This window comes from Pantoea sp. PGP6 (genome assembly GCF_053474785.1).
In genome coordinates this window covers 734,233-758,969 of record NZ_JBQBMA010000001.1, presented here as the reverse complement: position 1 = coordinate 758,969, position 24,737 = coordinate 734,233, and the positions used below count along the sequence as shown (strand labels likewise).

Here is a 24,737-nt window from a genome sequence, read left to right as displayed (position 1 = left end):
TTGAATATATTCATAGAATATGGTTTGGGGGGAGAGAATGGACACCAGGAAATATTCTGAAAGTGTTGTCAAAGATATTTTGCAGTGGGTTGAAAGTTCATTGAATACAACCTTGCCAGTAGAATTTATTGCTGAGAAGTCTGGGTATTCACGATGGCATTTTCAACGTTTGTTTAAACAGACGACCGGTGTTGCGCTGGGTGAATATGTTCGTGCTCGTCGATTATCATGTGCTGCGATTGATCTGAAATTGACTTCCAGAACAGTCCTAGACATTGCACTTCAGTATGGTTTTAATTCGCAACAAACTTTCACGAGAGCTTTTAAAAACAAGTTTCATCTTCCTCCCGGTCGGTACCGCAAGCAAGGGAATTGGAATTTATCAGCGCTGTGTCCATCTTTACTTTCAGATTATGAGGAGAGATATGCCAATGTTAGTTAATGACCCCGTATTAATTTCTATGATAGAAGATCTGACTGATAAGTATAATAAAATGCAGGATTTTTTAATCGATGATGAACCTTGTATTGATATCGTACGGTCGGTGTATGAGTTGGAGTGTACAGTTAGTGAATTCAAAAAAAGAATTATACTTCAACATATTTCCTATTGCCATTCAGATGAATGTGATGACCCTGACCTGCATGTCGCCTTAATTGACAATATAAAAAACATACTTGACTATCTTGAATAATTTTACAAGAAGGGCATTAGGCTTTCTTAAAACCATTTGTGTTTTGGATGAATAAATATTTTTAATTCACTGATTTCCGTATGGTCTCAACCATAAAGAATATGATGGTAACTAACCCGGGTCAGTCAGTGCGACTCATGCAAGATGCTTGATGTGTATATCGTATAAAATCTTGACCCTATATCAACTTCATGGTTTTTAATGGAACCAAGTCGAGAGTAGCGAGGACGATGAACAGAGCAATAGGGGGAATCATCAATGGAACCTTGTTGCGGACGTTCTGCCTAGTCGCTAGAGCAAACAGAGGTCTCCATGATCAAGCAAAAAACTATCAAGAATATTGTTGAATTAAACGGTATTGGCTTGCATAGCGGTAAAACCGTTAACATGAAAATCATGCCTGCTGGTGCCGATAGTGGCATACGGTTCCGTAGAACAGATGTAACTCCTGTTGTTGATATTCAGCTCCGTGCCGATCAGATTCATGACACTATGCTGGCAACAAGCATTATCAACCCTCAGGGAGTTCGAGTTTCAACAATCGAGCATTTCCTTTCTGCGGTGTCTAGCATGGGGCTTGATAACCTCTTGGTGGAGCTCGATGCTCCAGAACTTCCCATTCTCGATGGGAGTGCCAGAGGATTCATAGACTCAATAATGCACGCTGGTTTGATAGAGCAGTGTGCGCTAAAAAAATATCTTCTGATAAAAAAAACGGTTTCCGTAAAAGATGGCGACAAATGGGCTCTTTTGCATCCAGACTCAAAGTTCTCGATCGATTTTATGATTGATTTTAAGCATCCCTTGATTTCTGCTGAGACTAATAGATTAAATATTGAAGTGTCGAAAGAAAACTATATTAGCGAGATTGCTGATGCCAGAACTTTCGGATTTGTTCGTGATGTAGAACTTCTACAACAAAAAGGTCTTGGGTTAGGGGCAAGTTTGAACAATGCGATAGGGCTTGATGAATATAGCGTTCTGAATCCGGAAGGTCTGCGATTTAATAACGAACTTGTGCGACATAAAACACTGGATGCGATTGGAGACCTCTTTGTATCAGGCCATAATATTATTGGCGCCTACCATGCTTATAAGTCAGGGCATGCATTAAATAATAAGTTGATGCTTGCACTGTTGAATGATGTCGAATCATGGGAATTAGTGAGTGTTGGTGAATATAAAAATGATGCCACTAGAGAAACCATCCTTTCTAAACCCAAAGAAGAGTGTTTTGAGTCATTAAGTATGTGGTCATAAGGGATATGAGTATGTTCGTCACATCTGGTTTTTTACACAGCTTATCTTGATGATTTTTTTCTTGACCTTACCACCACGGGAAGGTCTAGGCTGGATATCGACTAAGTCTTGATGAGCCAAACGGTAACCGTATCACTACGTATGCAAGGTAAGAGTGTCAGAAACGACGTCATTTGAAACTGGATCTGATATTAACAGAATACATTTTGGGAGGTAAGGATGAACATTGGTGATGCTGCCCGGTTATCCGGAGTTTCCGCCAAAATGATCCGCTATTACGAAGAGGCGGGATTAATACCGGAAGTTGCAAGAACTGCAGCCGGGTATCGGATGTACAGCGATATTGATGTGTACAAATTGCATTTTATACGTCGATGTCGGGAGTTAGGTTTCTCTCTGGCGCAAACAGGAGAACTTCTCTGTCTTTGGGGTAACCATTCGCGCCAAAGCGCTGATGTGAAAAAATTAGTCGAGTCACACATCCGCGAGTTGACTGTAAAAATTCAAGAATTTCAGCGTATGGCATCAATACTTACAACGCTTTCTGATTGCTGTGCAGGGGATGATAAGCCTGAATGCCCTATTTTGCGTGCACTGTATCTTGCAGATGTTAACGGTTTGCAGGAATCAGATTCTGGCCCTGAAATTACTTAGCCGCTACCCATATATGACAGTAATTTCAACTGAAATTACGCCCACAAAACAAGATGATATTAACATTAATTGGGTTAGTAATTCTTGGGTGAAAAGAAAGCAATGTGGTTTTTAAAATATATTAACTGTTTTTAGTAGTGAGGTTTACAATGTCAGATATTATTCCCGGATATTGCACACTTTGCCGTTCGCGTTGCGGGACGTTGAATGAAGTAGCAAATGACCACCTGATCAAGGTACGGGCCAACCCTGAACATCCTAATGGTAAGGCCATGTGTATGAAGGGCAAAGCGGCACCTGAGCTGGTGGACAGCGCAAATAGAATTCTGTACCCGATGAAGAGAACCCATCCTAAAGGTGCCGAGAACCCGGGCTGGAAACGTATAAGTTGGGAAGAGGCTATGTCAACGATAGCCGGACAACTGGAAAAATTTAAACGAGAGAACGGAGCTGAATCTGTCGCTTTCGGTTTTACGAGCCCAAGCGGTACCCCCCTCAGCGATGCAATTGAATGGTTAGAGCGATTTGTTCGTATCTATGGCAGCCCAAACACCAGCTATGGAACTGAAATATGTAACTGGCATAAAGACGTTGCACATCGATGGACCTTTGGCTGCGGCATCCCTGTTGCTGACTATTCCCATGCCGATCTTATCCTTCTTTGGGGGCATAACCCCGCGAATACTTGGCTTGCCCAGGCTAGTGCGATTGGTACTGGTCGAAATAACGGTGCAAAACTGATCGTCGTGGATCCTCGCCCGACACCTTTAGCGAAAGAAGCAAATGCCTGGCTTGATGTCAATCCTGGAACTGACGGTGCATTAGCTTTGGGGTTAAGCCATCTCCTGGTAGAAAGAAACCTGTTTAATCATGAGTTTGTTCGAAACTGGACTAATGGTCCTTTGTTGGTTCGAAATGATAATGGTTATTTTCTTCGGGAAAAAGATATTAACCCACTTGCCATCAGTAATCGCTATACAGTTTGGGACGAACACAACCAGCAAGTCACATTTATCGATTCCGAGACTCGAACTGAAGAAACGCTGACGCCTACAGCTGCACTTGAGGGTAATGTTGAAGTTGCAATAGCTGATGGTGCAAAAATTTCCTGCCAAACGGCGTTTTCATCTTTTAAAGATATGTTGGCTAATTATGACCCAGAAAACGTAAGCCGTATCACCGGGGTATCTGTTGCATCAATTGAAGCCGCTGCGAGTTTGATTGCCGGGGCCAAGAAAATCGCCTACCACAGTTGGTCTGGAGTGGCACAACACACTAATGCCACCCAAACAGAACGTGCGATTGCGACACTGTATGCTTTAACCGGTTGTTTCGATCAGGAAGGATGTAATCGAATCTATGCCAGCCACCCGGTGAATGTGGTTAATTCACCGACACTGATGCCAAAATCACAATGGGATAAAGCATTAGGTCTTGAAGAAAGGCCTATCGGGCCGCCTTCACAAGGTTGGGTTCATTCTCAGGATATCTGGCATTCAGTATTAGAAGGTACACCCTATAAAATTCGCGGGTTAATTGGCTTTGGTGCCAACATATTACTTTCACAAAGTGATACTTCTCTCGGACAACAGGCGCTTGAGGCACTTGAGTTTTATGCCCATGTAGATTTGTTTGAAACGCCTACATCAAAGTATGCTGATATCCTTCTGCCAGTAAACACTGCCTGGGAGCGCGAAGGCCTAAGAACCGGGTTTGAAAGTAGTGCTGCTGCTCAGGACCACATTCAGTTGAGAAAAAAAATGGTCTCTCCGCGCGGTGAAAGCCGTTCCGACCTTGAGATTGTTTTCGATCTTGCATGCCGGTTAGGAATGAATGAAGCGTTCTTCGACGGCAATATTGAGGCAGCCTGGAATTATCAACTAGAACCATTAGGTTTGACTGTTGAGATGCTCAGAAATAAGCCAGAAGGTTACGATATCCCGCTTGAGCATAAAGTCAGAAAATATGCTTTCAGAGACCCAAATAGTGGATATCTGGCAGGTTTCAATACAGAAACAAAACGTGCAGAGTTTTACTCTGAGATCCTTCATCGCTATGGTTACAATCCTTTACCTGAGTATGTACAGCCGCAAGAATACCAGCGCAACGATCCTGATTATCCACTAATGCTGACATCCGTTAAAAGCGGATTCTTCTGTCATAGCCAACATCGAAGCCTGACTAGCCTACGAAAAAAAGCACCTTATCCAACGGTAGACATTTCGGCAGCTCTGGCTGACGAAGAAGGTATCAAGACGGGGGATTGGGTAGAAATTGAAACGAGAGCAGGTCTTGCTCGATTTAGAGCAAAAGTGGAAGCCAAACTCTCTCATGAAACTGTAATTGCTGAGTTTGGGTGGTGGCAGGCTTGTCCTGATTTTGGCAAACCTTCATACCCGGTTAAAGGTGAGTACAGTAGCAATTACAATAGCTTAATCAGCGGTGATAGCTATGATCCAGTCAGCGGTGCTTTACCTTTGCGTTCATTCCGCTGCCGCATTCGCCGCTTGAATGATTTTGAGCTGATAAGACGCCCCTGGGAAGGTCGTAAAACATTCAAAGTCATTGAACTGAAAAAAGAAGCAGATAATGTTACGACAGTTACCTTCCAATCGAATAGTGAAGGCTACTTACCTGATTATGAACCGGGCCAGCATATCACTGTTAGCTGTTGTCCGATGAGCGATTCTGAAGAGATCGTTACCCGGGCGTATTCGCTGACAGGCCCTGCGTTTGTTCATGACCGTAAAACCTATTCCATTTCTGTCCGTCATCAGAAAGCGACTGATGAGAAAGGTGAATATGTAGAAGGAATAATGTCATCCTACATAAACACGCATTTGCAGATAGGCAAGGATGTTGAACTTACGCCTCCTGGGGGGAATTTCATTGTCCCGCTCAATGCCGTCCAGCCTGTCGTAATATTTGCTGGCGGTATTGGAATTACTCCATTCATTTCCTATCTGGAGTCTATTAACCCCCAAGCGGAAGGTCCGGAAATCTGGCTTTTCTATGCTAATCAAAATAGTAGGCTACATGCGTTTAAGAAAAGAATTGCGGAGCTAAATGCGTCTATTGACAGGCTTAAAGTAATTAATATCTACAACCAGCCCCTCGACTGTGATATTCCAGGATTGGATTATGATAGAGCTGGTTATGTTGGTGCGGGAGATGTCGAGGCATATCTTATTGAGAATAATGCTCGTTATTACATGTGTGGTCCGCAGCCTATGATGGATGCGATATCCCGAGGGCTTCAGGAGAGAGGTGTACCTGCATTTGCTATTTTCTACGAGATATTTCGTTCTCCGACAAAAATAAATAATGATCCCTCATTACGTCATAAAGTAATTTTTGCAAAATCAGGAAGAGAAGAGATCTGGACCACGGATAAAGGTACTCTGCTGAATTTTGGAGAAAAACTTGGGATTAAAATGCCTAGTGGTTGTCGTGTTGGACAATGTGAAAGCTGTTCAACTAAGGTGATTGCCGGGAACGTGCAGCATCTGAATGGTGTGGAACCCTCTGATGAGGGTGCATGTTTGACATGCCAGTGCATTCCTGCCGGTGATATCACTATTGATGCCTGAGATAGGTATTAGCATCCTTTACATCAGGCCATTTTAGTGGTCTGATGTTATTCAATGGATAACGCTATGTTTTAAAGACATTTTTAATTATTTTGCGCCAATCCAACTCAATAACCGATTTAATGAATTATTTCAGTGCGATCTTCATGAATTTTTATCATCCTCCCCCTTACCTTCAAGTTACTGCAAGTCTTAGCCTGTAAGAAATTACTACAGTCACCAGTTTCGGATTGGCCGAGGAGTTTTAGTGAATGAAAGGCTTGCAATGATAAAATTGAAACTTCATTGTTTTTCTGCATCGAGCCTAAAAAAATGACCGGGTATCCCTGAGCACAAAACCAGCCATCCACTCGATACATACAGGAAACGCGTTGATAACCGCGCTGCCATGGATGCCATATTCTTCTTCCTCAGGACTGGTTGTCTGAACGCCACCGGGATATGTTCATCGAGTTCTGCACACCGGCGCTTTAAGGAGTGGCACGATTCAGGCATTTTTGAGCGCTTCTGGCAGAACGGTTTGCTTGCCTGCGAGCATCTGGACAGCATTGACTGGTCCTGGTTGTCGATGGACGGTTGTATGACCAAATCGCCGCTGTCAGGAACAAAAAACAGGTCGCAATCCTAAGGACAAAGGGAAACAAGGTGTAAAGCGCAGCCTGCTGACGGACGCCAGGGGGCTTCCTCTGTCGCTGGTCGTCGCAGCAGCGAACACGCACGACATCAAATTGGTTGCGGATACGCTCGATGCCCTTCAGGCGGGGCATCCGGGGGGAAACTCAGGCTCTGTCTGGACAAAGGTTACGAAGCTGGATGGCTGAAAACGTATCTGCAGAGTCGCCGTTACGAGCCACATATTCAGTCCCGTAAAGAGGAGTCTGACGCCAGTAAAAACAGGGACTTCAAAGCCCCTCTCTGGGGCGTTGAGAGGACTCATAGCTGGATGAATCGCTTTCGCCGGGTTCTGACCCGATGGAAAAAGAAGGCCGAAAATTACGAGGCTATGTTGCATTTTGCCTGTGGTCTTATCGTCTGGAATAAAGTCCTATTGAGATAGGCTCTTAGTTAATAGAATCCCGTTCATATGGTCTATCATATGCTGTATACAGATCGAGAGAGTACCACTTGCACTAAAATTTATTGTATTCCCAAAAGCATCAAGAGCGGTGACATTTATTTTCTCTGCACGGTATACAAAACGACTGGTTCCTGGTATAGAAAGACATTTTTCCTCAGTGATATTTTTTTCTTCCTTACTCTCAGCAATTACCGGATTAATTAATACTATTGGTTGCACCAGCGATTCAGGGACATCAATTACAGCAATCCTTTGGTGAACACCAACCTGGGTTGCTGTTAAACCTACACTGGATGTACCGTACATAGTGGTAATCATATCCTTAATAAATTGCCGGGTTATCGGTGAAATATGTTCGACGGGCATTGCAATGATCTTCAATTTGGGATCCGGATACTTTAAAACTGATAATAATGACATGCAAGGCTACTCTTTATTTAAATGGCAGTAAAAACGATATGTTTTAAGTCGGACCTGAGTGGAGAACCGGGACAGAAATAACTACCGGACTGACAGCCAGATATAAATCTTCTGCTGCCTGCGAACGTCATTCCGGTCTGTCCTGCTCAACAGCACAACAGACCGGAAACACTATATCAGAGAAGAGGAAGGGTATAACTGACTGTAACCCGGGTTTCATCCTGGTCACGCTGTCCAGCAGAGCCTTTTCTACTTGTGTCAGGCAGAGCGCTGCGCATTGTGGCATTTTTTACGGAGATGCCAAGTCCGTTAAGTATTCCCTCGGGGATAGTATAACTCAGGGCAATATCCCGTTCCCATTCCCCCTTTCGCCCATTCCCGGTATCAATATTATCGGCGTTCAGATAGAGGATACTTAGATTCAGCCCTTTGAGCCCTGCATCAGCAAAATTATAGGCGTACCGTGCCAGCCAGGTTCGCTCCCCCGCCCTGCTGAATTTTAGCAATTGTGCATCAGTAATTAACCAGGTGCTTGTTCCTTCTCCATCACCACGATTCAGATATGGAAAGTCACTTTTCCCCGTCAGCCACTGATAACCACTGCTCACACTGTGACCTCCAGAAGACCATGTCAACTGACCGCTATAAACATTGTTGTCCACTTCTCCCTTTGTGCGATTATTTCCGTAATAACCAGTACTTACATATCCGGCACTCCGTCCTGCAGCACTTCCGTTCTTTCCGTCTGCATCGCTGATGAATATACGAATATCTGATTTCAGGTTCCCGGAAACGATTTTCAGGTTATGTGCCAGTCCGATATAGTTTTGTCTGTAAAAATTATCCAGCTCACCGTAATAGTATGAGAGAGTCATGTCTTTCATAAGAGTATAGTCACCACCGGCGAAATAAAAACGATTACTGCTCCGTGAAGTGGGACCACTTCCATTGGCTCCGGCAATGGACATTCCGCGCATATCTGTGGAGTTACGTCCTTTTGTATGTGTGAGAACGCCGCCGGTCAGACTCAGATCGTCGATATCTGTTGATGATATTTGTCCTCCCTGATATGTCATGGGCAAAAGGCGGGCATCGTTGTATATAACGACGGGATTTTTGGGCTGAAGCGTTCCATAACGGAGTTCCGTATCAGATATTTTTGCCCTGCCGGTAACCCCCAGGCTACCGAACTGATGAACCGCTCTGCCATCATTGTCTAGCGGAAATACTGTACCGGGTTGCCGACCTGACGCCGGTGAGCCTGCTTTACCTCCTCCGTCAAGTCTGATGCCCAGTAGCCCCAGAGTGCTCAGTCCGAATCCCACTGGCCCTTCAGTATAACCTGAATCGTAATTGAGGATGAACCCCTGTCCCCATTCTTCCTGTTTACTGAACCCGTCCCCACTGCGATTATCTGTATTAATATAGAAATTGCGGAGTGTGAGATTGGCCTTACTGTCTTCAATAAAACCGGCTATCGCATTAGGGACTGTAACTCCCGGCATCAAAGCTACAGCAGATATTACGAGTGTAACTATTCTCATTCAGGTAATTCCTTTAGCTTGCCTGATATCAATATACGCGGTAACACGAAGGGAAAATGGCAGAAAATAATGAGGTATTTGTTTACCGCTGCACTAAGTACGAATCCAGTTCATATCAAAAACCATGAAGTGGCTACAGGGTCAAGACTTTTTTTTTCAGACTGACTGCTTATACCATGGATTGGCCCTATGCACCGTGTTTCTGCTGGTTGTAAGACAGGAGACTTCCGTTTAGACCGGCACTGTTTTCAGGGAGGGAATCAATCTGATGTATCAAGCGAATTGGGTTAATTGTAAGCGTCCAGCGAGACTTGCAACTACCCACAATTATATTAAGGTAATCATTATGATAATCAGCTAAATTACTTTCAGGGATGGTTGAATGATTAATCAGGAACAGACTTCGCTTTCATGGCTCGATGAGGAAATTAATTCTTCTGTCTTTAGCGATCGCCGCCGTGCCAGTCGTTTTAAAAGTCTCATGCAAAAACTCTGGCGGGGGATGGGCAACAGCCTCCCTTTTGCCTGCCAGGATAATGCAGCAACAAAAGCCGCTTACCGGTTCCTTTCCAGTGACAGGATTGATGAGCAGCACCTGCTGCAGGGACATTCCGAGGCTACCAGTCAAAGGATATATGCGCTGCAAGGTGAGAAGATTCTACTGCTTCAGGACACCACAACATTTGGCTACCACCGGGATAACCCTGATGCAGTAGGATTTGCAGGCAATCACACCTAATCAAGATGGGGAATGATGCAGGTGTCAATTGTGGGATCCTGATGCATTCGAGCCTGGCAGTGACGACATCAGGGCTCCCGCTGGGTCTGACCGCGGTGAAGTTCTGGACCCGAAAAAAATTCAAAGGCACTAACGCACTTAAAAGGAAAATTAATCCGACCGTTTTTTTACATCAGATCACTGGCTGACAGTCAAAGACGTGGCTCACGTCTTCATGGTTGACATAGTCTGTCCGGACAGAGATGTCCATATCCGAGCAAGTTTCCGGCAGGAACGAGGTTGCCATAGCTCCGGATGAGAGCATGCCAGTCAGAATCAGTACTGCAGTCACGCTAAATTTTTTCATCTGTATATTCCTCTTCATCAGATATCGCCGTTTCACCTGTTAATGTGTATTAAAAACCCTGTGGTTCATACAGGGTCAACACCCTTACGCTGTTTTTTCTGGTGGGATAAGGACAAAAAAAAAGGCTACCTGGGGGTAACCTGACTAAAACAGTCATCAAGGAAAACGGACAACAGGGATAGGGTTGTCCTGGAGGGTGTGTCCGCATGTGAGGTCGCCGGCGGAACCGGAGGTGACCCCCACTATAGTGGCAGTCAGTCCGGCAGTTCCCTCTGCGACCATCTCACGCGTTTACTGCTCAGGTTCAGGGTAATACCGTCCCGGATTACTTATCAAGTACTGCAGTCACGCGGGCAACGTTTTTCTGGTCTGCACTGGTGATGCGGTAGGACGAAGCACCGGATTCCTGGGCGATAGCGGCAATTTTCGCTTCCGCGTTGTTCAGGGTGTCAGCAGTAACGCTGACGGACTGGGCGAAGCCGGAGAAAGAAACTACGGAGAGCATACCGGCAGCAGCAAGCAGTTTGATGTTTTTCATGGTCATATTCCTTGGGTTATCTGGTCATCTGGTCATCTGGTGATACCGGCGTCATCGCCGTCTCACCTGTTGATGTGTATTAAAAACCCTGTAGTAAATACAGGGTCAACAAGTTATTTTGTAAATTATTGTCGGCTGTGTTTTTGTCGTTTTCATACAACCCAGCTCTTGAAAGAGCCTCACTGTGGCTGACGAGAAATGAGAAAATACGGCCGTAACAGACACCGCGAAACCGGGATTGCGCTGGGGAGATAGGTCGGTGCAGGGCAAGTTAACTTACAGGATTAGTGAGGGTTTATGATGTTACGGCTACTGATTAAGTACGCGTGCGTATTCTGGCGAAGTTGAACGGTTATTCCGGAGGAACGTGAACGCGTTATTCCCTAACGCGCCCTAACTTCTTTTTATTACACCGACCGTTCACTTTCAGTCAACCTGTGCCAGTCGTTTTCTCATCGACTCACCCTTCATTTCCAGCCGGTGGGAGTTATGCATCAGACGATCAAGGATCGCGTCTGCCAGCGTGTTATCGCCAACGCAGCCATACCACTCATCCGTTGGCAGCTGGCTTATCATCACCGTGGCGTTCTTTCCGTATCTGTCATCCATCAGTTCCAGCAGATCGTTACGCTGCGCTGGCAGCAACGGCTCAAGGCCCCAGTCATCCAGGATAAGCAGCTGCGTTTTTGACAGCTGAGCCAGCTGCTTTCGGTAACTACCGTCTGCGCGGCTGTGCGTCAGTTCAACCAGCAACCGGTTCAGTCTCCAGTACTGTACGCTGTAACCCTGCTGGCAGGCGTTGTTGCCAAGGGCGCAGCCCACATAGGTTTTGCCGCAACCGCAGGGGCCGGTTATCAGCAGGTTCTGCCCCCTGACCACCCATTCGTTCTGGCTTAGCTGAGCGATCCGAGAACGTTCCAGGTTTCTCGCTGGCTGGTAGTCGATGTCCTGGACCGAGGCTTCAAGCCTCAGGCGGGCTTTTTGTAGCAGACGTTTCTGTTTACGCTGATCCCTTTCGAGTGATTCGCGCGTGACCAGCAACGCCAGTCTTTCCCTGAAGGAGAGCTCTTCGTAAGTGCCGGGTTGCTCCATCTGTGAGGACAGCGCGGCCGCCATTCCCGTCAGTTTCATTTCTGTCAGCTGTTTCATCAGCGTATGTGGCATTATCGGATCCCTTGTTTCAGTGGAAGTGGCGTGGGCCACGGATGTTTTCATGTTCCTGAGGAAGCTCCCGGGACGGGTGCAGATCTTTGTCCGCCGGAACCAGGTCGCGGTTATTCTTCAGGATCGACTTTATCTGCTTCAGCCGGGTTAACCCCTCTGCATTGGCCAGCCGACAGCTGTTATTGACGCGCTCAGAAGGATATTCACGCGTCAGGCTCAGCAGCCCCAGACACAGGCGATAGGCCTGTTCCGGATGCGCTTTTTCAGCCAGACGCTCGCTGACCCACGTGAAGGTGTCGGAGCCCACACCGGCCGCCCAGCTTTTCAGCCGCTCTGGCGTCCACTGCTGATGATGACGATGGCGCTCCGGCATATGTTCTGCTGCCGTACTGTTGCCCGGATGAAGACGCCGCGGGTGACTGGCGATCATCTGCCCGTCAGACCAGACTTCAAGCAGGTTGTCGAAGGCATGAAGCTCCACCGTTTTACCGACGTGCTGATGGGGGACTGAGTAGTGATGCTGTTCATATTCCACGTGATAATCGATATTCACCTTCGCTTTTTTGATGTGCCGGTAGCGCCACTGCTGCACCGGTAATGGCCTGAGCACAGTTTTGTCCAGCCTTTCGAAGGCCTCACGGCGATTGCCCGGCAGTTTTTTGAAGGGACGTTCGTTGAGCCCGGTTACCAGCGTACGGATACAGTGGTTCAGCTCAGCAAGCGAGAAGAAGACCTGGTGACGGAGCCGGGCCAGGATCCAGCGTTCGACGATCTGAACGCCAACTTCCGCCTTCGGCTTGTCTCTGGGTTTTCTGGGGCGGGCAGGTATCACCGCAACCTGATAATGCTCAGCCAGCTGCTGATAGGAGGGATTCAGTTCGGGATCGTAACGACTGGCTTTGCTAACCCCGCTTTTCAGGTTATCCGGAACCAGGATTTCGGGGACTCCACCGAAGAACTCCAGCATCCTGACGTGGCTGAGAAGCCAGTCTGACAGCGACTGCGTATAGGTAGCCTCCGCGAAGGTGTAGTTTGATGCGCCCAGCACCGCCACGAAGATCTGGGCCTGCCGGCATTCACCCGTCTCAGGTGAGATAACCGACACTGTGGGTCCACAATAGTCGATAAAGCATTTTTCACCGGCAAGATGCTGCTGGCGCATGGAGCGTTTCTGTGACTGGCACCAGGTCTGGTAGCGGCAGCAGAACTGCGAGTAGCTGTACGCCCGAACCGGCATCCTCTGGCAGTATTCCTCCCACAGCAGGTGGCGGGTGACGCCTTTTTACGCAGCTCCATATGGATTTCAGCCCAGTCGGGATCCTCCAGCGCGCCAGGACGACTGTCAGACTCAGGATAAAGCAGACTGGCAAGTAGGGGCTCTGACATTCCTTCCGGAAGTGGCCAGGAGATCCCAGCGGCTTCAAGTCGTTTGAGCATTTTCTGGATGGCACCCGTGCTGACATCTGCGCACTGGCTTATCTGGCGGAAGGACAGGCCGACTTCAAAACGCAGCCTTAAAATTTCATGGATTTTATGCATTGCGATTCTCTTGTTTGGCATATATCACACCCTGGAATAAAAGGGATAGATATAGCATCAAAAATCAATGCGTTAAGAATGATTCTGGCAACGTGAACGGCAATTCCGGTCGGGTGAACACCGATTCTGGCAAAATGAACAGTGATTCTGGTCATGGTGCAAAATCGGGGTATTTTCCGCCGGAATACGCGTTCACGCAAAACCAGAAATAGCGTTCACGTTCCGCCAGAATACGCAACGCGATCACCGCCGGAATGTGTAAGCGTTAAACGAGCGCCGTATTGACGGTTATTTATCGGTAAGAACCACGTTCCATGGCAGCAGTTCCGCCACTTTGTTGCTGGGCCATTCCGGCAGTACGCTCAGGATATGGCGAAGGTAGGCCTCCGGATCGATACCATTGAGCCTGCATGTTCCGATAAGACCATACAGCAGGGCTCCGCGCTCACCGCCGTGGTCGCTGCCGAAGAAGATAAAATTCTTTTTCCCAAGACAGACGGCACGAAGGGCTCGTTCGGCTGTGTTGTTATCAGGCTCTGCCAGGCCATCATCACAGTAGTAGCACAGCGCATCCCACTGGTTCAGGGCATAAGCGAACGCTTCGCCCAGACGGGATTTTTTCGACAGAGTGGCGCTTTTCTCCACTAACCAGTCATGCAGGGATATCAGCAGCGGCTTACTTCGGGACTGCCTGGCTGCCAGCCGCTCAGTTGCAGGGAGGCCCCGTATTGCTTCTTCGATTGAACCGCCCCGGGAATCCTGGAGACTAAACTCTCAGTAAAAGGAGATCCCTGATGAAATCAAAATCAGCTAATCGTTACCCGCCGGAATTACGTGAGCGCGCTGTCAGAATGCTCATTGAGCATCTTGATGAATATGACTCTGAACCGGATGCTATCCGTGCCATATCGTCAAAAATTGGTTGTCATTACGATACCCTGAAAGGCTGGCTACGCCAGCACAGAAATGACTTACGCGGTGGTATCAGCCCCGTCAGGACTGGTGATGGCGAGCTGACCAGTAACGAACGTCAACGTTTAAAAGAGCTGGAGAGGGAAAACCGGGAGTTGCGTCGCAGCAATGATATTCTGCGTCAGGCATCAGCCTATTTTGCTCAGGCGGAGCTCGACCGCCACTGGAAAAAATAATGCCACTGCTCGAACGTCTGAGTGGTGCCCACGGGGTCGGGCCGGTATGCCGCGAGCTGGATATTGCCCCGTCGACATATTACTGGCATCAGCAACGTCAGCAATCGCCGGAAAAACACAGCCTGCGCTCGCAGCGTGATGCGCTTCTGAAGGTGCAGATACAGCGGGTGTACGACGATAACTATGGCGTCTATGGAGCCCGCAAGGTCTGGCGTCAGTTACAGCGGGAGGGCATCGGCGTGGCCAGATGTACAGTGGTACGGTTGATGAAACTGATGGGGCTCGCAGGCGTGCTCCAGGGCAAAAAAGTCCGCACCACAACCAGTCGCAGAGATACCGCAGCACAGGACAGGGTAAACCGCCAGTTCGTAGCGGAATGTCCCAACCAGCTTTGGTGTGCAGATTTTACCTACGTCATCACCTGGCAGGGCTTCGCCTATGTGGCGTTCATTATCGACGTGTTCGCTGGCGTCATCGTGGGCTGGCGGGTCTCATCATCGATGGAAACGTCGTTCGTCCTGGATGCGCTGGAACAGGCACTGTGGTCACGGCGACCTTCGGGCACCATCCATCACAGCGACAAAGGCTCTCAGTATGTCTCGCTGGCCTACACGCAGCGGTTGCAGGATGCAGAGCTGCTGGCTTCCACGGGGAGTACCGGTGACTCGTATGATAACGCGATGGCGGAGAGTATCAACGGTCTGTACAAAGCGGAGGTCATCCACCGTCAGGCCTGGAAGAAGCGCTCAGAAGTGGAACTGGCTACGCTGGCATGGGGGGACTGGTACAACAATCGTCGGTTGCTGGAACGACTTGGTCACATCCCTCCGATAGAGGCAGAAAAAGCGTATTACGCTTCCATCGGGAACAAGGTTCTGGCAGCCTGAACTTCCGAACTTAACTCTCTCCAGGAAAACCGGGGCGGTTCAGTATGAAAACGCCCTCCGGGTGGTTGCGCTGGGGCGCCGTAACTACATGTTCTTCGGCTCTGATGGTGGTGGTGACAGTGCGGCAGTGATGTACAGCCTGATCGGTAGCTGCAAACTTAACGGCATCGAGCCGGAAGCCTGGCTGCGCCATGTGATCAGCGTCATCAACACCTGGCCCGCCAACCGCGTGAAAGAACTGCTGCCCTGGAACGTCACCCTCTCTGTAAACTAATTTTTACCCCACGTCCTTCACGGTGCGCTTACGGTCAGGCGGAGTTAAGGTATTGTAGAAGTGTTGATTTCGGCGGGCTTAGAATGCAAAAACGGACCACCATGGAGGTCCGTTGATATGAATTTGGTGCAAGACTCGCAATCGAACCAAAGATGCGGGGATTTTCAAAACTCGTGCTTAATTTGGTAATTCTGACGGTAAAGGCCAGTCTTCTGGTACCAGGGCAGGGGGCTTGGTCCAGGGAAGCTCGGTTAAAGCATCCTGGAACCACTGGTCGCGAAGATTTGCGTGCTCTGTCACGATAAGCTGGAAGCCTGGGACTTCTTCTTGTGTAAACTTCAGCAGTAACGCAAACAGTCTACGTACTGCTGCTAAGTCAGCATCAGCTTCCGTTTTCTGAACAGTACCATCAGCTTCCTGGTAAATTTTTTCAGAAGGGAAATAAACTTGGGTAGGCTGATCAATTAAAAGAAACTGAGGAATGGGGCAATTGTTCTTTGAAGCAAAGAGATGAAGGGCTAACAAGGCAGACAGGTGATAAGCGAGATGATTTTCGCCACCGCCAGTTCGACTCATTGGTACCGGACGATCTGTACGATCAAAGATAATAGTCATTTGGCTTAGATCAAACCGTGCAGGGAGCCCCTGAAATTCTGCATCAAAAGCCTGGATGTAGCGTGTAATCTGTGACGAAATGTTATTCAGAATAGATATGAGTCTTTCATGGCTGCTATCAGCTCCAAATTTCCTTTGTAGGTCTTCGACTTTGAGCTTTAGACGACGATTTTCTGCTTCATATGTGGCCAGTTCTGAGTTAGGTACAAGGTCTTCAAGGAACAAACTTATACGACCAATTACTCTTGCCGCAGCATTATTGCGTGTGCCTAATTGCTCAATAACTTCGTTTGCCGCGATTGCCGCAGCAAGCTCCACTTCTTTGGCTCTTATCGAACTTACAATGGTCTGAACCTCATCTTCTAGTTCAGTAAGATAAACATCCATTTTAGGGCGTTGGCCAGCCACAATGCTCATTTCAGCGTCGAGAGTTGTTAGTTCGCTCAGGAGTGCTTTAGCAATTGGAGATTCCAGTGCTAAATTTGCTTCACAGAATGGCCATTGCCATTCACCAGTTTCCGGATTTTTCGGTAGAGCCTTGATAGAAGATAATCGGTCTTGCTGCTCTAAAACTTCGTTTTCAAAATTACCTGATTGCTTGGCATACATCCGAGCAGAATCAATTCGGGACTGGGTCTGACGTCTGTCTTGTCGTAAACCAGCAATTTCATTTTCAAGAATGGATATTCTATGTCCATCGTCTTCAGGTAGGGGGGACGGAATCCATTGCATTGCAGAACGCAAAACATCAATTACTTCGTCAGTTCCGATTCTCTCTTTGTCTTGTGTGATGATACCCACGGCTCTGGCTTCAGATAAAAGCCCAGAACCTTTTAGCAGTGATGTATCGATTGTATCGCGAGCTTGTTCAAGACGTTTGGCGTTGATTTTCAGATCTCGTTGTGCTGTTCGGAGTTTGGCCTCAAGTTCATAGCGATCATTTGATGAAATACCTAAAAGAATCGGTAATGTGTCGCGAATAGCTTGTGGCTGAAATGCCTCATTTTGTCGATAAAAAAGTTGATCTTTATTTGCTACAAGGCCCTGCTTTTGGAAAAGGTAATAAAAAGTATGCTTGATGTTTGCTTCAAAGCTTTCTCTGCTGTGCCCAATTGCCACGTCTGTACGGTTCTCGCGGATGCCAAGTAATCGTGACAACAGTGCGACTACAGAATCATCATCGGTGTTAACCGAGAGGTCTTTGAAATTTGGTGCGGTCAGTTCATTTCCTCGTCGCAGCATAACGGTGCCACAGCTTGTGGCTCCTGCATTTGGTGTTGGTTTCGCGATTAGTACTTGTTCCTGTGAAAATTGATAAATGACTGCGAACCATGACACTTTATCGCGAATAATACCTTCTGGTACGTTAAAAGTAGATCGACCCATACAGTATTCAATGATCTCAGAAAGAGCTGATTTACCGGTTGAGGAACGGCCAGTAATGACATTTAAACCATTAACCTTAAATTGCAGGTCCCGACGTTGGCCATCATGGCTGTAGACATGAATCGACTTAATTTTCATGGGCGTATTCCAAAGGTCGTGTACACCGTAACGCGATCTGCAATACGGGCAAATTCTTTTCCTATATAGCGCGCGACACGCTGGCATGAGATTGATTCTTCAGTCCCTATGACCGATTTGCGAACTTTATTAGGTATTGTTTTCAATCGGCCGTCTTGCGTTACGACAAAACATCCTCGTTCCATGAGCACTCCAAAAGCTTCAAGCGTAAATGGCAGCATATTATTGACGCGGTTAGCAAAATTAATGAGTAATTTGGGATTGTTTTCTATAGTTTTCAAAAGGTAGCGGCGAGGATTTTCAGCAAACACTTGGCGAGAATCTTTTTGCAGACATAATGGTAAAACTAAAAGAGCGAGAGAAAATGGCATGCCCTGTGAGTTTTCCTCTTCGTAGCTCTGCATTGCTCTGAATAGTACAACACCACAAAATGCAGGATTGAAAAGATTCCTTATCTCGAATGGACGCTGATCCCATTGCTTCATGCTTGGGCTCCCAACAATTGCCCAATTCTATTTAGGAAGTGGGGATGCCAGAAAATTTTGGGTAGTGGTCTACTGTTCGCAAGGATGTGAAATCCTCCTCGAACTACATAAGGCTCAGTCACTCGTTCTCGGATTCGCAATGAGTGAATATTACCACTTTCAAGATCGGCCCATTGATACAATGCTTTTCCCGCAGTAATAAGTACTTCGTCAGCTGAATTTTCATCTAATTCTTCAAAAACTACGTCTTTATAGCGACTCCATTCATCAACAAGGCGGTCTTCATAATCTTCCATCTCTCCTGTTACCAAAAGGTTTTCACGCGCCCATGAAGAACGCTGCTCAAATGCTCGGTAGTAGTCGAGAATAGCGTTTCGGATACGATTAGAGGAAACCCCTATTTCACGGAGTTGCACAACAAAGAGCCTGGGATCATTCATCGCATCGATTTCTCCAACGGGAATTTTTCCTCTGAACGTAATCGGCAGATTGTCCGATTTGTACTCTTCAGAAAATGCTGCAAGTTTGTCGGAAATCTCATAACCAAAAATCGCCTCTTTACGTTTCCCTGTTAGCAGATCGACTATCGTGTTATTCCACCACCCTTCAAGTCGTTCAAAAATAGCGTCTCGGTTATCGCGTCTAATGATACGCATGTGTTGATTTTTGATAATTGTTGGGAGGTCTTCAATGCGAGGCCCGCCATCAAATATGATTATCCGTGATAAGAAGTCATCTTTTTGCTCATCAGTCAGTTTATTGAACTCATCGGCTATTGCCGTGATCAGTTTTGACTTGCTTCTAGCCAGAGCTGTGTTGGTGAGTTGAGTTATTGATACTGAATTATCGTCTTTTGTTGGCGGTTCGACTAAGAAGTGTTGCAGGAACGAGGAGTTTGAGATAGATCCGGTCGTAAACAAAAAGAAACGAAGATTTGCTTCGGTTTTACCATCACGATTATAGCGGTCAAGCCAGATGCGGACTGACTTCCAAAAATCGGTAGACAGGTCGGTTAGAGTATCCCCATCCCCTTTGTGTTTGAGCGATGCCAGTGTTTTGACACCATCAAAACTAACGAAGTCTAGGTCATCATCTTTTTCGATCAAAACAGATGTATCTTCTGGCCACTGAAGAAGCTTAAGTAGCGCAAAACGAGGCTGATAGATATACCCTAAGCCCTGTTCACCAGCAGCGTATTGATCGCTAGATACTCCGGTCATTTTAAGTCCCTGCGTCGATTGCGCTTTCAGCTGTACGGAAAATGGCTCATGAAAGCAACAAGTTACCATCCAATGTTTGGTGGTACGTATCACATCATCGATATTAGCTTAAAACAATACCACTGTGTTTCCTGCGTGAATAGAAAAAGTAAGTACTTGAGAATGCTAAATGTGAAGTGAATAGCCTTCCGTGCCGAGGTTTATCGTGCTGATGAGGCACTTTGTAACCTGAATGGAAAACGGCGTTCGGTCATGTGAAGGTTTTTGTTGTAAAAACGCTTCTTAATAGGGGGACCTATATGGTCTTCCCCCGTATTGCAAGAACGCAGTGACAATGAAAGTAACAGGTTTGCTTTCGTATATTCGGCCTGTTGATGAAGCTACTGCTTCTGGCCTTGATGAAACATTCGCGCATATCGTCCTTAACGCTTACACGGCCTTGATTAATTCTGGCCAAGCCCCGATCCCAGGTTTTCGATATGCAGGTTTGACCTGTTTTTCATCGTTTCTGCTTTCTACGCAATGCTGGAGTTAACGGTATAAATTACCCTGTTTCAACTTCTTATTTCATGCTACCGAAACCCGGTAAACTTCATTACGAGTGATAATAACCCAGACAATACGAATTAACTTATTTGCCAGGGCGACGACTGCCCTGTTAAATCCTCGTTTCTCCCGGACCAGGTTAACCCATGAGCTAAGTTGATCCGTTTTGCCTGCGGATCTGAACAAAACAGCTCGGGCACCATGTATCAGCATTGATCTGACGTAGCTGTTTCCACATTTGGTGATCCCCAGAAGAACCTGTTGCCCCCCTGTGCTGAATTGTCGTGGAACCAACCCAAGAGCCGCTGAAGCATCCCGACCTCTTTTAAACTGTTTTCCATCACCCATCCAGCTTTTCACTGCCAGACTAACCAGTGGACCAAAACCCGGAATAGAAAGTAGGCGCTGGCATACTGAATCCCCGGCGGCATTTTTTCGCTGTCGGTTGTCATACCATATGAGTTCATCATCCAGAGCCGCCAGCCGCTGATATTGCCGTTGTAACAGTTCACGCATCTGGGGCGTAAATCCATTCTCTGCATCTTCAAGCAACTCGGGTAATTTACGTCGAAGCTCAGTTGCGCCTTTACGCAAAACAATACCATACTCTGCCATTAACCCTCTGATATGGTTGATTAACTGCGTTCTTTCTTCAGAAACAAGTCGTCGCATTTTTAAAAAGGTTTGTTCATCCTGCTGAGATAGCGTTTTTACCGGAACTGGGCGAATTGTTCCGTGCCAGCAGGCTTCGGCAATGGCCTGAGCATCGTTATAGTCGTTTTTCTGGCGACGCTGATAAGCCCTGACGTGCTGAGCGGGTAGCATCACAACATCATGCCCCGTCTTTTGAATTTCTCTGGCCCAGTGATGAGAAGCACCACATGCCTCCATGGCGACAATCATCCTGGACTGTGTCGTAAACCAGCCAATCAACTTTTCACGAGAGAGCTTAATCCTTCCACCAGGCTTCCCTTCCGGTGAAAGGCTGAAAAGATAAAAATTTGTTTTCGCAAGATCAATTCCAATAATGTTCAGCCTTGACATGGTTTCTCACCCTTTCAACGCTGATTGAATTACCACCATCATGACGGTATTGAGAGTCGCCGTGAAGGAGGGGGTAGACCATCTCATCGCTTACGTTGCTGATGAAGACATTACAAACATCGCGGTGTATTAATCAACGGGGATCAGGTCAACCCGCCTCAACAATGGCGAGTCACTGACCGTCAGGAGCCTTGCTGACGAATTTAGCATTTGCGAAAAAACAATACGGCGTGATCTGACCGAACGTCTTGCTTACCTGAACTTGCTCCGACAGGGAAAGCAGTACTGGATCGCTTCACGTTTAAGTCCATACAGCGCGGTAAATATGCCAGAAGGTTATAGAACAAACAAAAAATAAAAGAATTACGTTCCCCGCACCTTCAGGTGCGGGTGAACAACCACTAACTTTTTGTCGATGAACTGAGAAGATTGTCAATATAATCAGCGTACCACTGCATCATTTCTCGTCTTCCATCCAGATACTGTGCATGGTTATATGTGCCGCGAATGCTGTTTTTATCCACGTGAGCGAGCTGCATCTCGATCCAGACTGTATTAAACCCCTGCTCATGCAAAATGGTGCTCATAGTGTGGCGAAAGCCGTGTCCGGTAGCTTTACCATCGTAGCCGATACGTTTGATAACCATGTTGATACTGGCTTCACTCATCGGTTTGTTGATGTTGCAGCGCCCTGGAAACACGAGTTGATACTGACCGGTATAAGTGCGGAGTTCCAGCAGGATCGACAGAACCTGGTCTGACAAAGGCACCAGATGTTTGCGGCGCTTTTTCATCCGGCTTTCGGGGATTGTCCACAATGCATTCTCCAGATCAAACTCTTGCCATTCTGCAGCGCGAAGTTCAATCGTACGAACCCCCGTCAGTAGCAGCAGACTGGTTGCCATACGCGTAATGCAACTGCCATGGTAATTAGCCAGACTGGCAAGGAACGCGGGTAACTCGGATGCCTGTAGGTGAGGGAAGTGCTCGGTCTTTGGTGCGGTCAGAGTACCGGTCAGTTCCGCAGCTGGATTAATCGTCGCACGCCCTGTTGCTATGGCGTAACGGAAGATCTGATTGCAGTACTGCCGGACCTTACGTAATTTTTCCAGCGAACCGCGTTTTTCAATCAGCCGTAAAACTTCCAGCATCTCCAGAGGCAGGATCTCAGCGACAGGGCGTTTGCCCACATACGGGAAAATATCCTTCTCCAGCGCCTCCTGAACGCTTTCTGCGTAGCTTTCCGACCATGAGATACACTTATGCTTATGCCACTCCATGGCGAGTGCCCTGAAGGTATTTACGACGGATATTTTTTTGGCGAGTTTTTCGAGCTGCTTTTTCTCACTCGGATCGCCGCCATCAGCAATCACTTTTCTGGCTTCATCGCGTTTTACACGCGCGTCAGCCAGAGAGATTTCAGGATAAACACCGATAGATAACTTTTTCTCTTTACCGGCGATACGGTATTTCATACGCCAGTAGCGTTTTCCGGTGGTGGTTACCAGGAGAAAAAGGCCACGTTCGTCAGAGAGTTTATAGTCCTTCTCTTTAGGCTTGGCGGTCTCGACCTGCCGGGCTGTCAGTGCCATATGGGGGCCTCAATTTTCATTGAACACAAAGAGCCCCCTGAAAAGCCCCCGGATGCAACTTGATTTAGAGAGAATCGAGTTGAGGTCAGTGGAGTTCGTAATGTTGGAAAGTGGCGTATAGCAGTGATTATACTTGAGTTTTGTGATGTTTGGGAGACGTACATTGAAGTGAAAGTGGTGCCCGGACTCGGAATCGAACCAAGGACACGGGGATTTTCAATCCCCTGCTCTACCGACTGAGCTATTCGGGCAACGGGGCGCATTAAACCAAAGCGGCCCGACAGCGTCAAACGCTTTTCAACAAAATGAAATCGACTGACGGCTTTTCCATCAAACCCGCCATCCCGCCCCGCCGCTGCCGGTAAAAATCGTGCTATTGGCTGCCGGAATTTCAACCAGAATGGCCGCAGAGGCTGAATTGTGGCGCTATCAGGCCGATAAATGTGACGAGACCAACACTAATAATAAGGATCACCATGTTTTACACCATTACATCAGGCATTGCTTCCCGCCTCAGTTGGCAGAGGCGTACACACTCCGCAGCAACCCTCACCTCCCTTAACGACTCGATCGCCATGATTGAGTTCACGCCCGAAGGCACCGTTCTCGGTGCCAATGCCCTGTTTCTTGACCGGATGGGCTACACGCTGGCCGAAATTGATGGCCAGCATCACAGCCTGTTCTGTACGCCGGATCAGCTGCAATCCAGAGACTACAACGACTTCTGGTTGCGACTGAACCGGGGCGAAAGTTTCAGCGACAAGTTTCTCCGCGTCGCGAAAAACAGCCGACCGGTGTGGCTCGAAGCCAACTATGTGCCGGTGCAGGATCGTCACGGACGGGTATTTAAAATCGTTAAGCTGGCGACTGACATCACCGGCCACATCAACGATGCGCAGGAACAGCGCGCGATGACCAATGCGATTGAGCGTTCAATGGCGGTGATCGCTTTTAACCTGAAAGGTGAGGTGCTTAAAGCCAACGACAATTTCCTTAAGACCATGGGATACCGTCGTGAGGAGATTGAGGGTGCGCACCACAGCCTGTTCTGTTCAGAAGCGATGCGTAACAGCCGCGAATACAGTGAACTCTGGCAGCAGTTGAATCGCGGTGAATTTATCTCGGGTCAGTTTCCCCGGGTGAATAAACAGGGCCGTACCGTCTGGCTACGCGCCACTTACAATCCGGTTTTCGACGAGCAGGGCAAACTGTATAAAGTGGTGAAGTTTGCCACTGACGTCACCGCCCAGGTCGAGAAGAATCAGCAGGAGCGCGAGGCGGCACAGCGGGCTTATCACACCGCGCTGCAAACCAACGAAAGCACCCGCGTCGGCGCAGAGGTAATCGCCAATAGCGTACAGACCATGCATGCGCTGGCGGGCGAACTACAGGGAATTTCCGGAGATATCTCCGGCCTGAGCGAATCGTCGGACCGAATCGGCTTTATAGTAGAAAGCATCCGCCGCATTGCCGATCAGACCAACCTGCTGGCGCTGAATGCGGCGATTGAAGCGGCACGGGCAGGTACTCATGGGCGCAGTTTTGCCGTAGTCGCCAATGAAGTCAGAACGCTGGCGGCTAACATCAACCGCGCCACCGCAGAGATTGAGAACCGGGTGCAGCAAAACCACTCGCTGGCGAATAAGGCGCTGAAGGGGATTGAATCGAACCTGAAGCGTGCCGATCAGGGCGTGCAGCTGGCGCAGGAAGCGGGCGGCGTTATTGCGGAAATTCGTGAAGGCGCAACGGATGTGGTGCGCGCTATCAGCCACGTCACGGAGACGCTGAAATCTTAACATCAAAGGGGCCGCGGCCCCTTTTTTTACCCCTGCACC

At 47.7% G+C, this 24,737-nt stretch carries 18 protein-coding genes, 1 tRNA gene, 4 pseudogenes and 1 other annotated feature; of the genes and pseudogenes, 11 read left to right on the top strand and 12 right to left on the bottom strand.

From position 1 onward, the window contains the following. Nucleotides 1-37: 37 nt before the first annotated feature. The 6 genes and pseudogenes from ACLIBF_RS03635 (at nt 38) to ACLIBF_RS03610 (ending at nt 7,256) form a co-directional block, all read left to right on the top strand. The gene (locus tag ACLIBF_RS03635; RefSeq protein WP_071532327.1) at nt 38-442 is read left to right on the top strand and encodes a helix-turn-helix domain-containing protein; all 405 of its coding nucleotides are present in this window, start codon (nt 38-40) and stop codon (nt 440-442) included. After that, entirely contained in the window at nt 426-695 is a 270-nt protein-coding gene (locus tag ACLIBF_RS03630) for a hypothetical protein (RefSeq protein ID WP_223175622.1), read from the top strand. Before ACLIBF_RS03635 ends, ACLIBF_RS03630 begins: the two co-directional genes overlap by 17 nt. A 312-nt stretch (nt 696-1,007) precedes the next feature. After that, nucleotides 1,008-1,955 carry a UDP-3-O-acyl-N-acetylglucosamine deacetylase gene (lpxC, locus tag ACLIBF_RS03625; protein ID WP_023302364.1) on the top strand — a complete coding sequence of 316 codons (948 nt, stop codon included), beginning with the start codon at nt 1,008-1,010 and terminating at the stop codon, nt 1,953-1,955. Nucleotides 1,956-2,174: 219 nt separating this feature from the next. Beyond that, entirely contained in the window at nt 2,175-2,609 is a 435-nt protein-coding gene (cueR, locus tag ACLIBF_RS03620; RefSeq protein WP_023336667.1) for a Cu(I)-responsive transcriptional regulator, read from the top strand. 149 nt (nt 2,610-2,758) lie between these two features. Then, the gene (locus ACLIBF_RS03615; RefSeq protein WP_023302365.1) at nt 2,759-6,199 is read left to right on the top strand and encodes a molybdopterin-dependent oxidoreductase; all 3,441 of its coding nucleotides are present in this window, start codon (nt 2,759-2,761) and stop codon (nt 6,197-6,199) included. A 322-nt stretch (nt 6,200-6,521) separates the two neighbouring features. After that, nucleotides 6,522-7,256: pseudogene (locus ACLIBF_RS03610) on the top strand (IS5 family transposase). Here ACLIBF_RS03610 and def read toward each other — a convergent pair. Together def and ACLIBF_RS03600 are read right to left on the bottom strand one after the other, a co-directional pair. Beyond that, entirely contained in the window at nt 7,245-7,697 is a 453-nt protein-coding gene (def, locus tag ACLIBF_RS03605; protein ID WP_016154430.1) for a peptide deformylase, read from the bottom strand. The pseudogene ACLIBF_RS03610 and the gene def overlap by 12 nt on opposite strands. A gap of 176 nt (nt 7,698-7,873) precedes the next feature. After that, on the bottom strand, nt 7,874-9,241 hold the full coding sequence (locus ACLIBF_RS03600) for an OprD family outer membrane porin (protein WP_016154429.1): 1,368 nt from the start codon (nt 9,239-9,241) through the stop codon (nt 7,874-7,876). Between the two features lie 382 nt (nt 9,242-9,623). Between ACLIBF_RS03600 and ACLIBF_RS03595 the strand changes: the two genes are divergently transcribed. Then, nucleotides 9,624-9,980: an IS4/Tn5 family transposase DNA-binding protein gene (locus tag ACLIBF_RS03595; RefSeq protein ID WP_016154428.1), complete on the top strand. Its 357-nt coding sequence runs from the start codon at nt 9,624-9,626 to the stop codon at nt 9,978-9,980. Nucleotides 9,981-10,651: 671 nt separating this feature from the next. On the opposite strand, the gene ACLIBF_RS03590 is transcribed toward ACLIBF_RS03595, so the two are convergent. From ACLIBF_RS03590 to ACLIBF_RS03575, 4 genes and pseudogenes are all read right to left on the bottom strand, one after another. After that, nucleotides 10,652-10,864 carry a YdgH/BhsA/McbA family protein gene (locus tag ACLIBF_RS03590; RefSeq protein ID WP_016154425.1) on the bottom strand — a complete coding sequence of 71 codons (213 nt, stop codon included), beginning with the start codon at nt 10,862-10,864 and terminating at the stop codon, nt 10,652-10,654. Between the two features lie 426 nt (nt 10,865-11,290). Beyond that, nucleotides 11,291-12,031 (bottom strand): IS21-like element helper ATPase IstB, encoded by a 741-nt coding sequence (istB, locus tag ACLIBF_RS03585; protein ID WP_269150626.1) that lies wholly within the window; start codon nt 12,029-12,031, stop codon nt 11,291-11,293. Nucleotides 12,032-12,044: 13 nt separating this feature from the next. Further along, nucleotides 12,045-13,588 (bottom strand): annotated as a pseudogene (gene istA / locus ACLIBF_RS03580) (IS21 family transposase). 267 nt (nt 13,589-13,855) lie between these two features. Further along, nucleotides 13,856-14,311: pseudogene (locus tag ACLIBF_RS03575) on the bottom strand (IS66 family transposase); the annotation flags it as partial. A gap of 50 nt (nt 14,312-14,361) precedes the next feature. Here ACLIBF_RS03575 and ACLIBF_RS03570 point away from each other — a divergent pair. Continuing rightward, nucleotides 14,362-15,602, top strand: a protein-coding gene (locus tag ACLIBF_RS03570) for an IS3 family transposase (RefSeq protein WP_162838707.1) whose coding sequence is annotated in 2 segments (ribosomal slippage) — nt 14,362-14,677 and nt 14,677-15,602 — 1,242 coding nt in all. Because the reading frame shifts where the segments join, the coding sequence is not laid out codon by codon here. Continuing rightward, nucleotides 14,670-14,786, top strand: a sequence feature (AL1L pseudoknot). It overlaps the preceding gene by 117 nt. Before the next feature lie 46 nt (nt 15,603-15,648). Continuing rightward, nucleotides 15,649-15,876, top strand: a pseudogene (locus tag ACLIBF_RS03565) (transposase domain-containing protein); the annotation flags it as partial. A 177-nt stretch (nt 15,877-16,053) separates the two neighbouring features. Here the strand turns inward: ACLIBF_RS03565 and ACLIBF_RS03560 are convergent. The 4 genes from ACLIBF_RS03560 to ACLIBF_RS03545 form a co-directional block, all read right to left on the bottom strand. Beyond that, on the bottom strand, nt 16,054-18,015 hold the full coding sequence (locus ACLIBF_RS03560; protein WP_016154418.1) for a DUF3732 domain-containing protein: 1,962 nt from the start codon (nt 18,013-18,015) through the stop codon (nt 16,054-16,056). Continuing rightward, nucleotides 18,012-18,500: a three component ABC system middle component gene (locus ACLIBF_RS03555; RefSeq protein WP_016154417.1), complete on the bottom strand. Its 489-nt coding sequence runs from the start codon at nt 18,498-18,500 to the stop codon at nt 18,012-18,014. Before ACLIBF_RS03555 ends, ACLIBF_RS03560 begins: the two co-directional genes overlap by 4 nt. Further along, a complete protein-coding gene (locus ACLIBF_RS03550; protein ID WP_016154416.1) occupies nt 18,497-19,720 on the bottom strand; it encodes an ABC-three component system protein in 1,224 nt (407 codons plus the stop codon). The genes ACLIBF_RS03555 and ACLIBF_RS03550 overlap by 4 nt, the downstream gene beginning before the upstream one ends. A 567-nt stretch (nt 19,721-20,287) precedes the next feature. After that, complete coding sequence (locus tag ACLIBF_RS03545; RefSeq protein ID WP_016154415.1) at nt 20,288-21,310, bottom strand: IS110 family transposase; 1,023 nt, start codon at nt 21,308-21,310, stop codon at nt 20,288-20,290. A 142-nt stretch (nt 21,311-21,452) separates the two neighbouring features. Here ACLIBF_RS03545 and ACLIBF_RS03540 point away from each other — a divergent pair, with 142 nt between their 5' ends. Further along, nucleotides 21,453-21,668 carry a DeoR family transcriptional regulator gene (locus ACLIBF_RS03540; protein ID WP_223822565.1) on the top strand — a complete coding sequence of 72 codons (216 nt, stop codon included), beginning with the start codon at nt 21,453-21,455 and terminating at the stop codon, nt 21,666-21,668. A gap of 43 nt (nt 21,669-21,711) precedes the next feature. Here the strand turns inward: ACLIBF_RS03540 and ACLIBF_RS03535 are convergent, their stop codons facing one another. Both ACLIBF_RS03535 and ACLIBF_RS03530 read right to left on the bottom strand, forming a co-directional pair. Further along, the gene (locus ACLIBF_RS03535) at nt 21,712-22,902 is read right to left on the bottom strand and encodes a tyrosine-type recombinase/integrase (protein ID WP_016154414.1); all 1,191 of its coding nucleotides are present in this window, start codon (nt 22,900-22,902) and stop codon (nt 21,712-21,714) included. Between the two features lie 175 nt (nt 22,903-23,077). Beyond that, nucleotides 23,078-23,153: transfer RNA gene (locus ACLIBF_RS03530), tRNA-Phe, on the bottom strand. Between the two features lie 225 nt (nt 23,154-23,378). Here ACLIBF_RS03530 and ACLIBF_RS03525 point away from each other — a divergent pair. Next, nucleotides 23,379-24,698 (top strand): methyl-accepting chemotaxis protein, encoded by a 1,320-nt coding sequence (locus ACLIBF_RS03525; RefSeq protein ID WP_069728832.1) that lies wholly within the window; start codon nt 23,379-23,381, stop codon nt 24,696-24,698. Nucleotides 24,699-24,737: the final 39 nt, after the last annotated feature.

Excerpts from the sequence above, each read along its gene's own strand:
- ACLIBF_RS03535 (WP_016154414.1), bottom strand. The coding sequence starts at position 22,902 with ATGGCACTGACAGCCCGGCAGGTCGAGACCGCCAAGCCTAAAGAGAAG.
- def (WP_016154430.1), bottom strand. The coding sequence starts at position 7,697 with ATGTCATTATTATCAGTTTTAAAGTATCCGGATCCCAAATTGAAGATC.
- ACLIBF_RS03550 (WP_016154416.1), bottom strand. The coding sequence starts at position 19,720 with ATGACCGGAGTATCTAGCGATCAATACGCTGCTGGTGAACAGGGCTTA.
- ACLIBF_RS03525 (WP_069728832.1), top strand. The coding sequence starts at position 23,379 with ATGTTTTACACCATTACATCAGGCATTGCTTCCCGCCTCAGTTGGCAG.
- ACLIBF_RS03560 (WP_016154418.1), bottom strand. The coding sequence starts at position 18,015 with ATGAAAATTAAGTCGATTCATGTCTACAGCCATGATGGCCAACGTCGG.
- cueR (WP_023336667.1), top strand. The coding sequence starts at position 2,175 with ATGAACATTGGTGATGCTGCCCGGTTATCCGGAGTTTCCGCCAAAATG.
- ACLIBF_RS03635 (WP_071532327.1), top strand. The coding sequence starts at position 38 with ATGGACACCAGGAAATATTCTGAAAGTGTTGTCAAAGATATTTTGCAG.
- ACLIBF_RS03590 (WP_016154425.1), bottom strand. The coding sequence starts at position 10,864 with ATGAAAAACATCAAACTGCTTGCTGCTGCCGGTATGCTCTCCGTAGTT.
- ACLIBF_RS03595 (WP_016154428.1), top strand. The coding sequence starts at position 9,624 with ATGATTAATCAGGAACAGACTTCGCTTTCATGGCTCGATGAGGAAATT.
- ACLIBF_RS03600 (WP_016154429.1), bottom strand. The coding sequence starts at position 9,241 with ATGAGAATAGTTACACTCGTAATATCTGCTGTAGCTTTGATGCCGGGA.
- ACLIBF_RS03630 (WP_223175622.1), top strand. The coding sequence starts at position 426 with ATGCCAATGTTAGTTAATGACCCCGTATTAATTTCTATGATAGAAGAT.
- ACLIBF_RS03555 (WP_016154417.1), bottom strand. The coding sequence starts at position 18,500 with ATGAAGCAATGGGATCAGCGTCCATTCGAGATAAGGAATCTTTTCAAT.
- lpxC (WP_023302364.1), top strand. The coding sequence starts at position 1,008 with ATGATCAAGCAAAAAACTATCAAGAATATTGTTGAATTAAACGGTATT.
- ACLIBF_RS03545 (WP_016154415.1), bottom strand. The coding sequence starts at position 21,310 with ATGTCAAGGCTGAACATTATTGGAATTGATCTTGCGAAAACAAATTTT.
- ACLIBF_RS03615 (WP_023302365.1), top strand. The coding sequence starts at position 2,759 with ATGTCAGATATTATTCCCGGATATTGCACACTTTGCCGTTCGCGTTGC.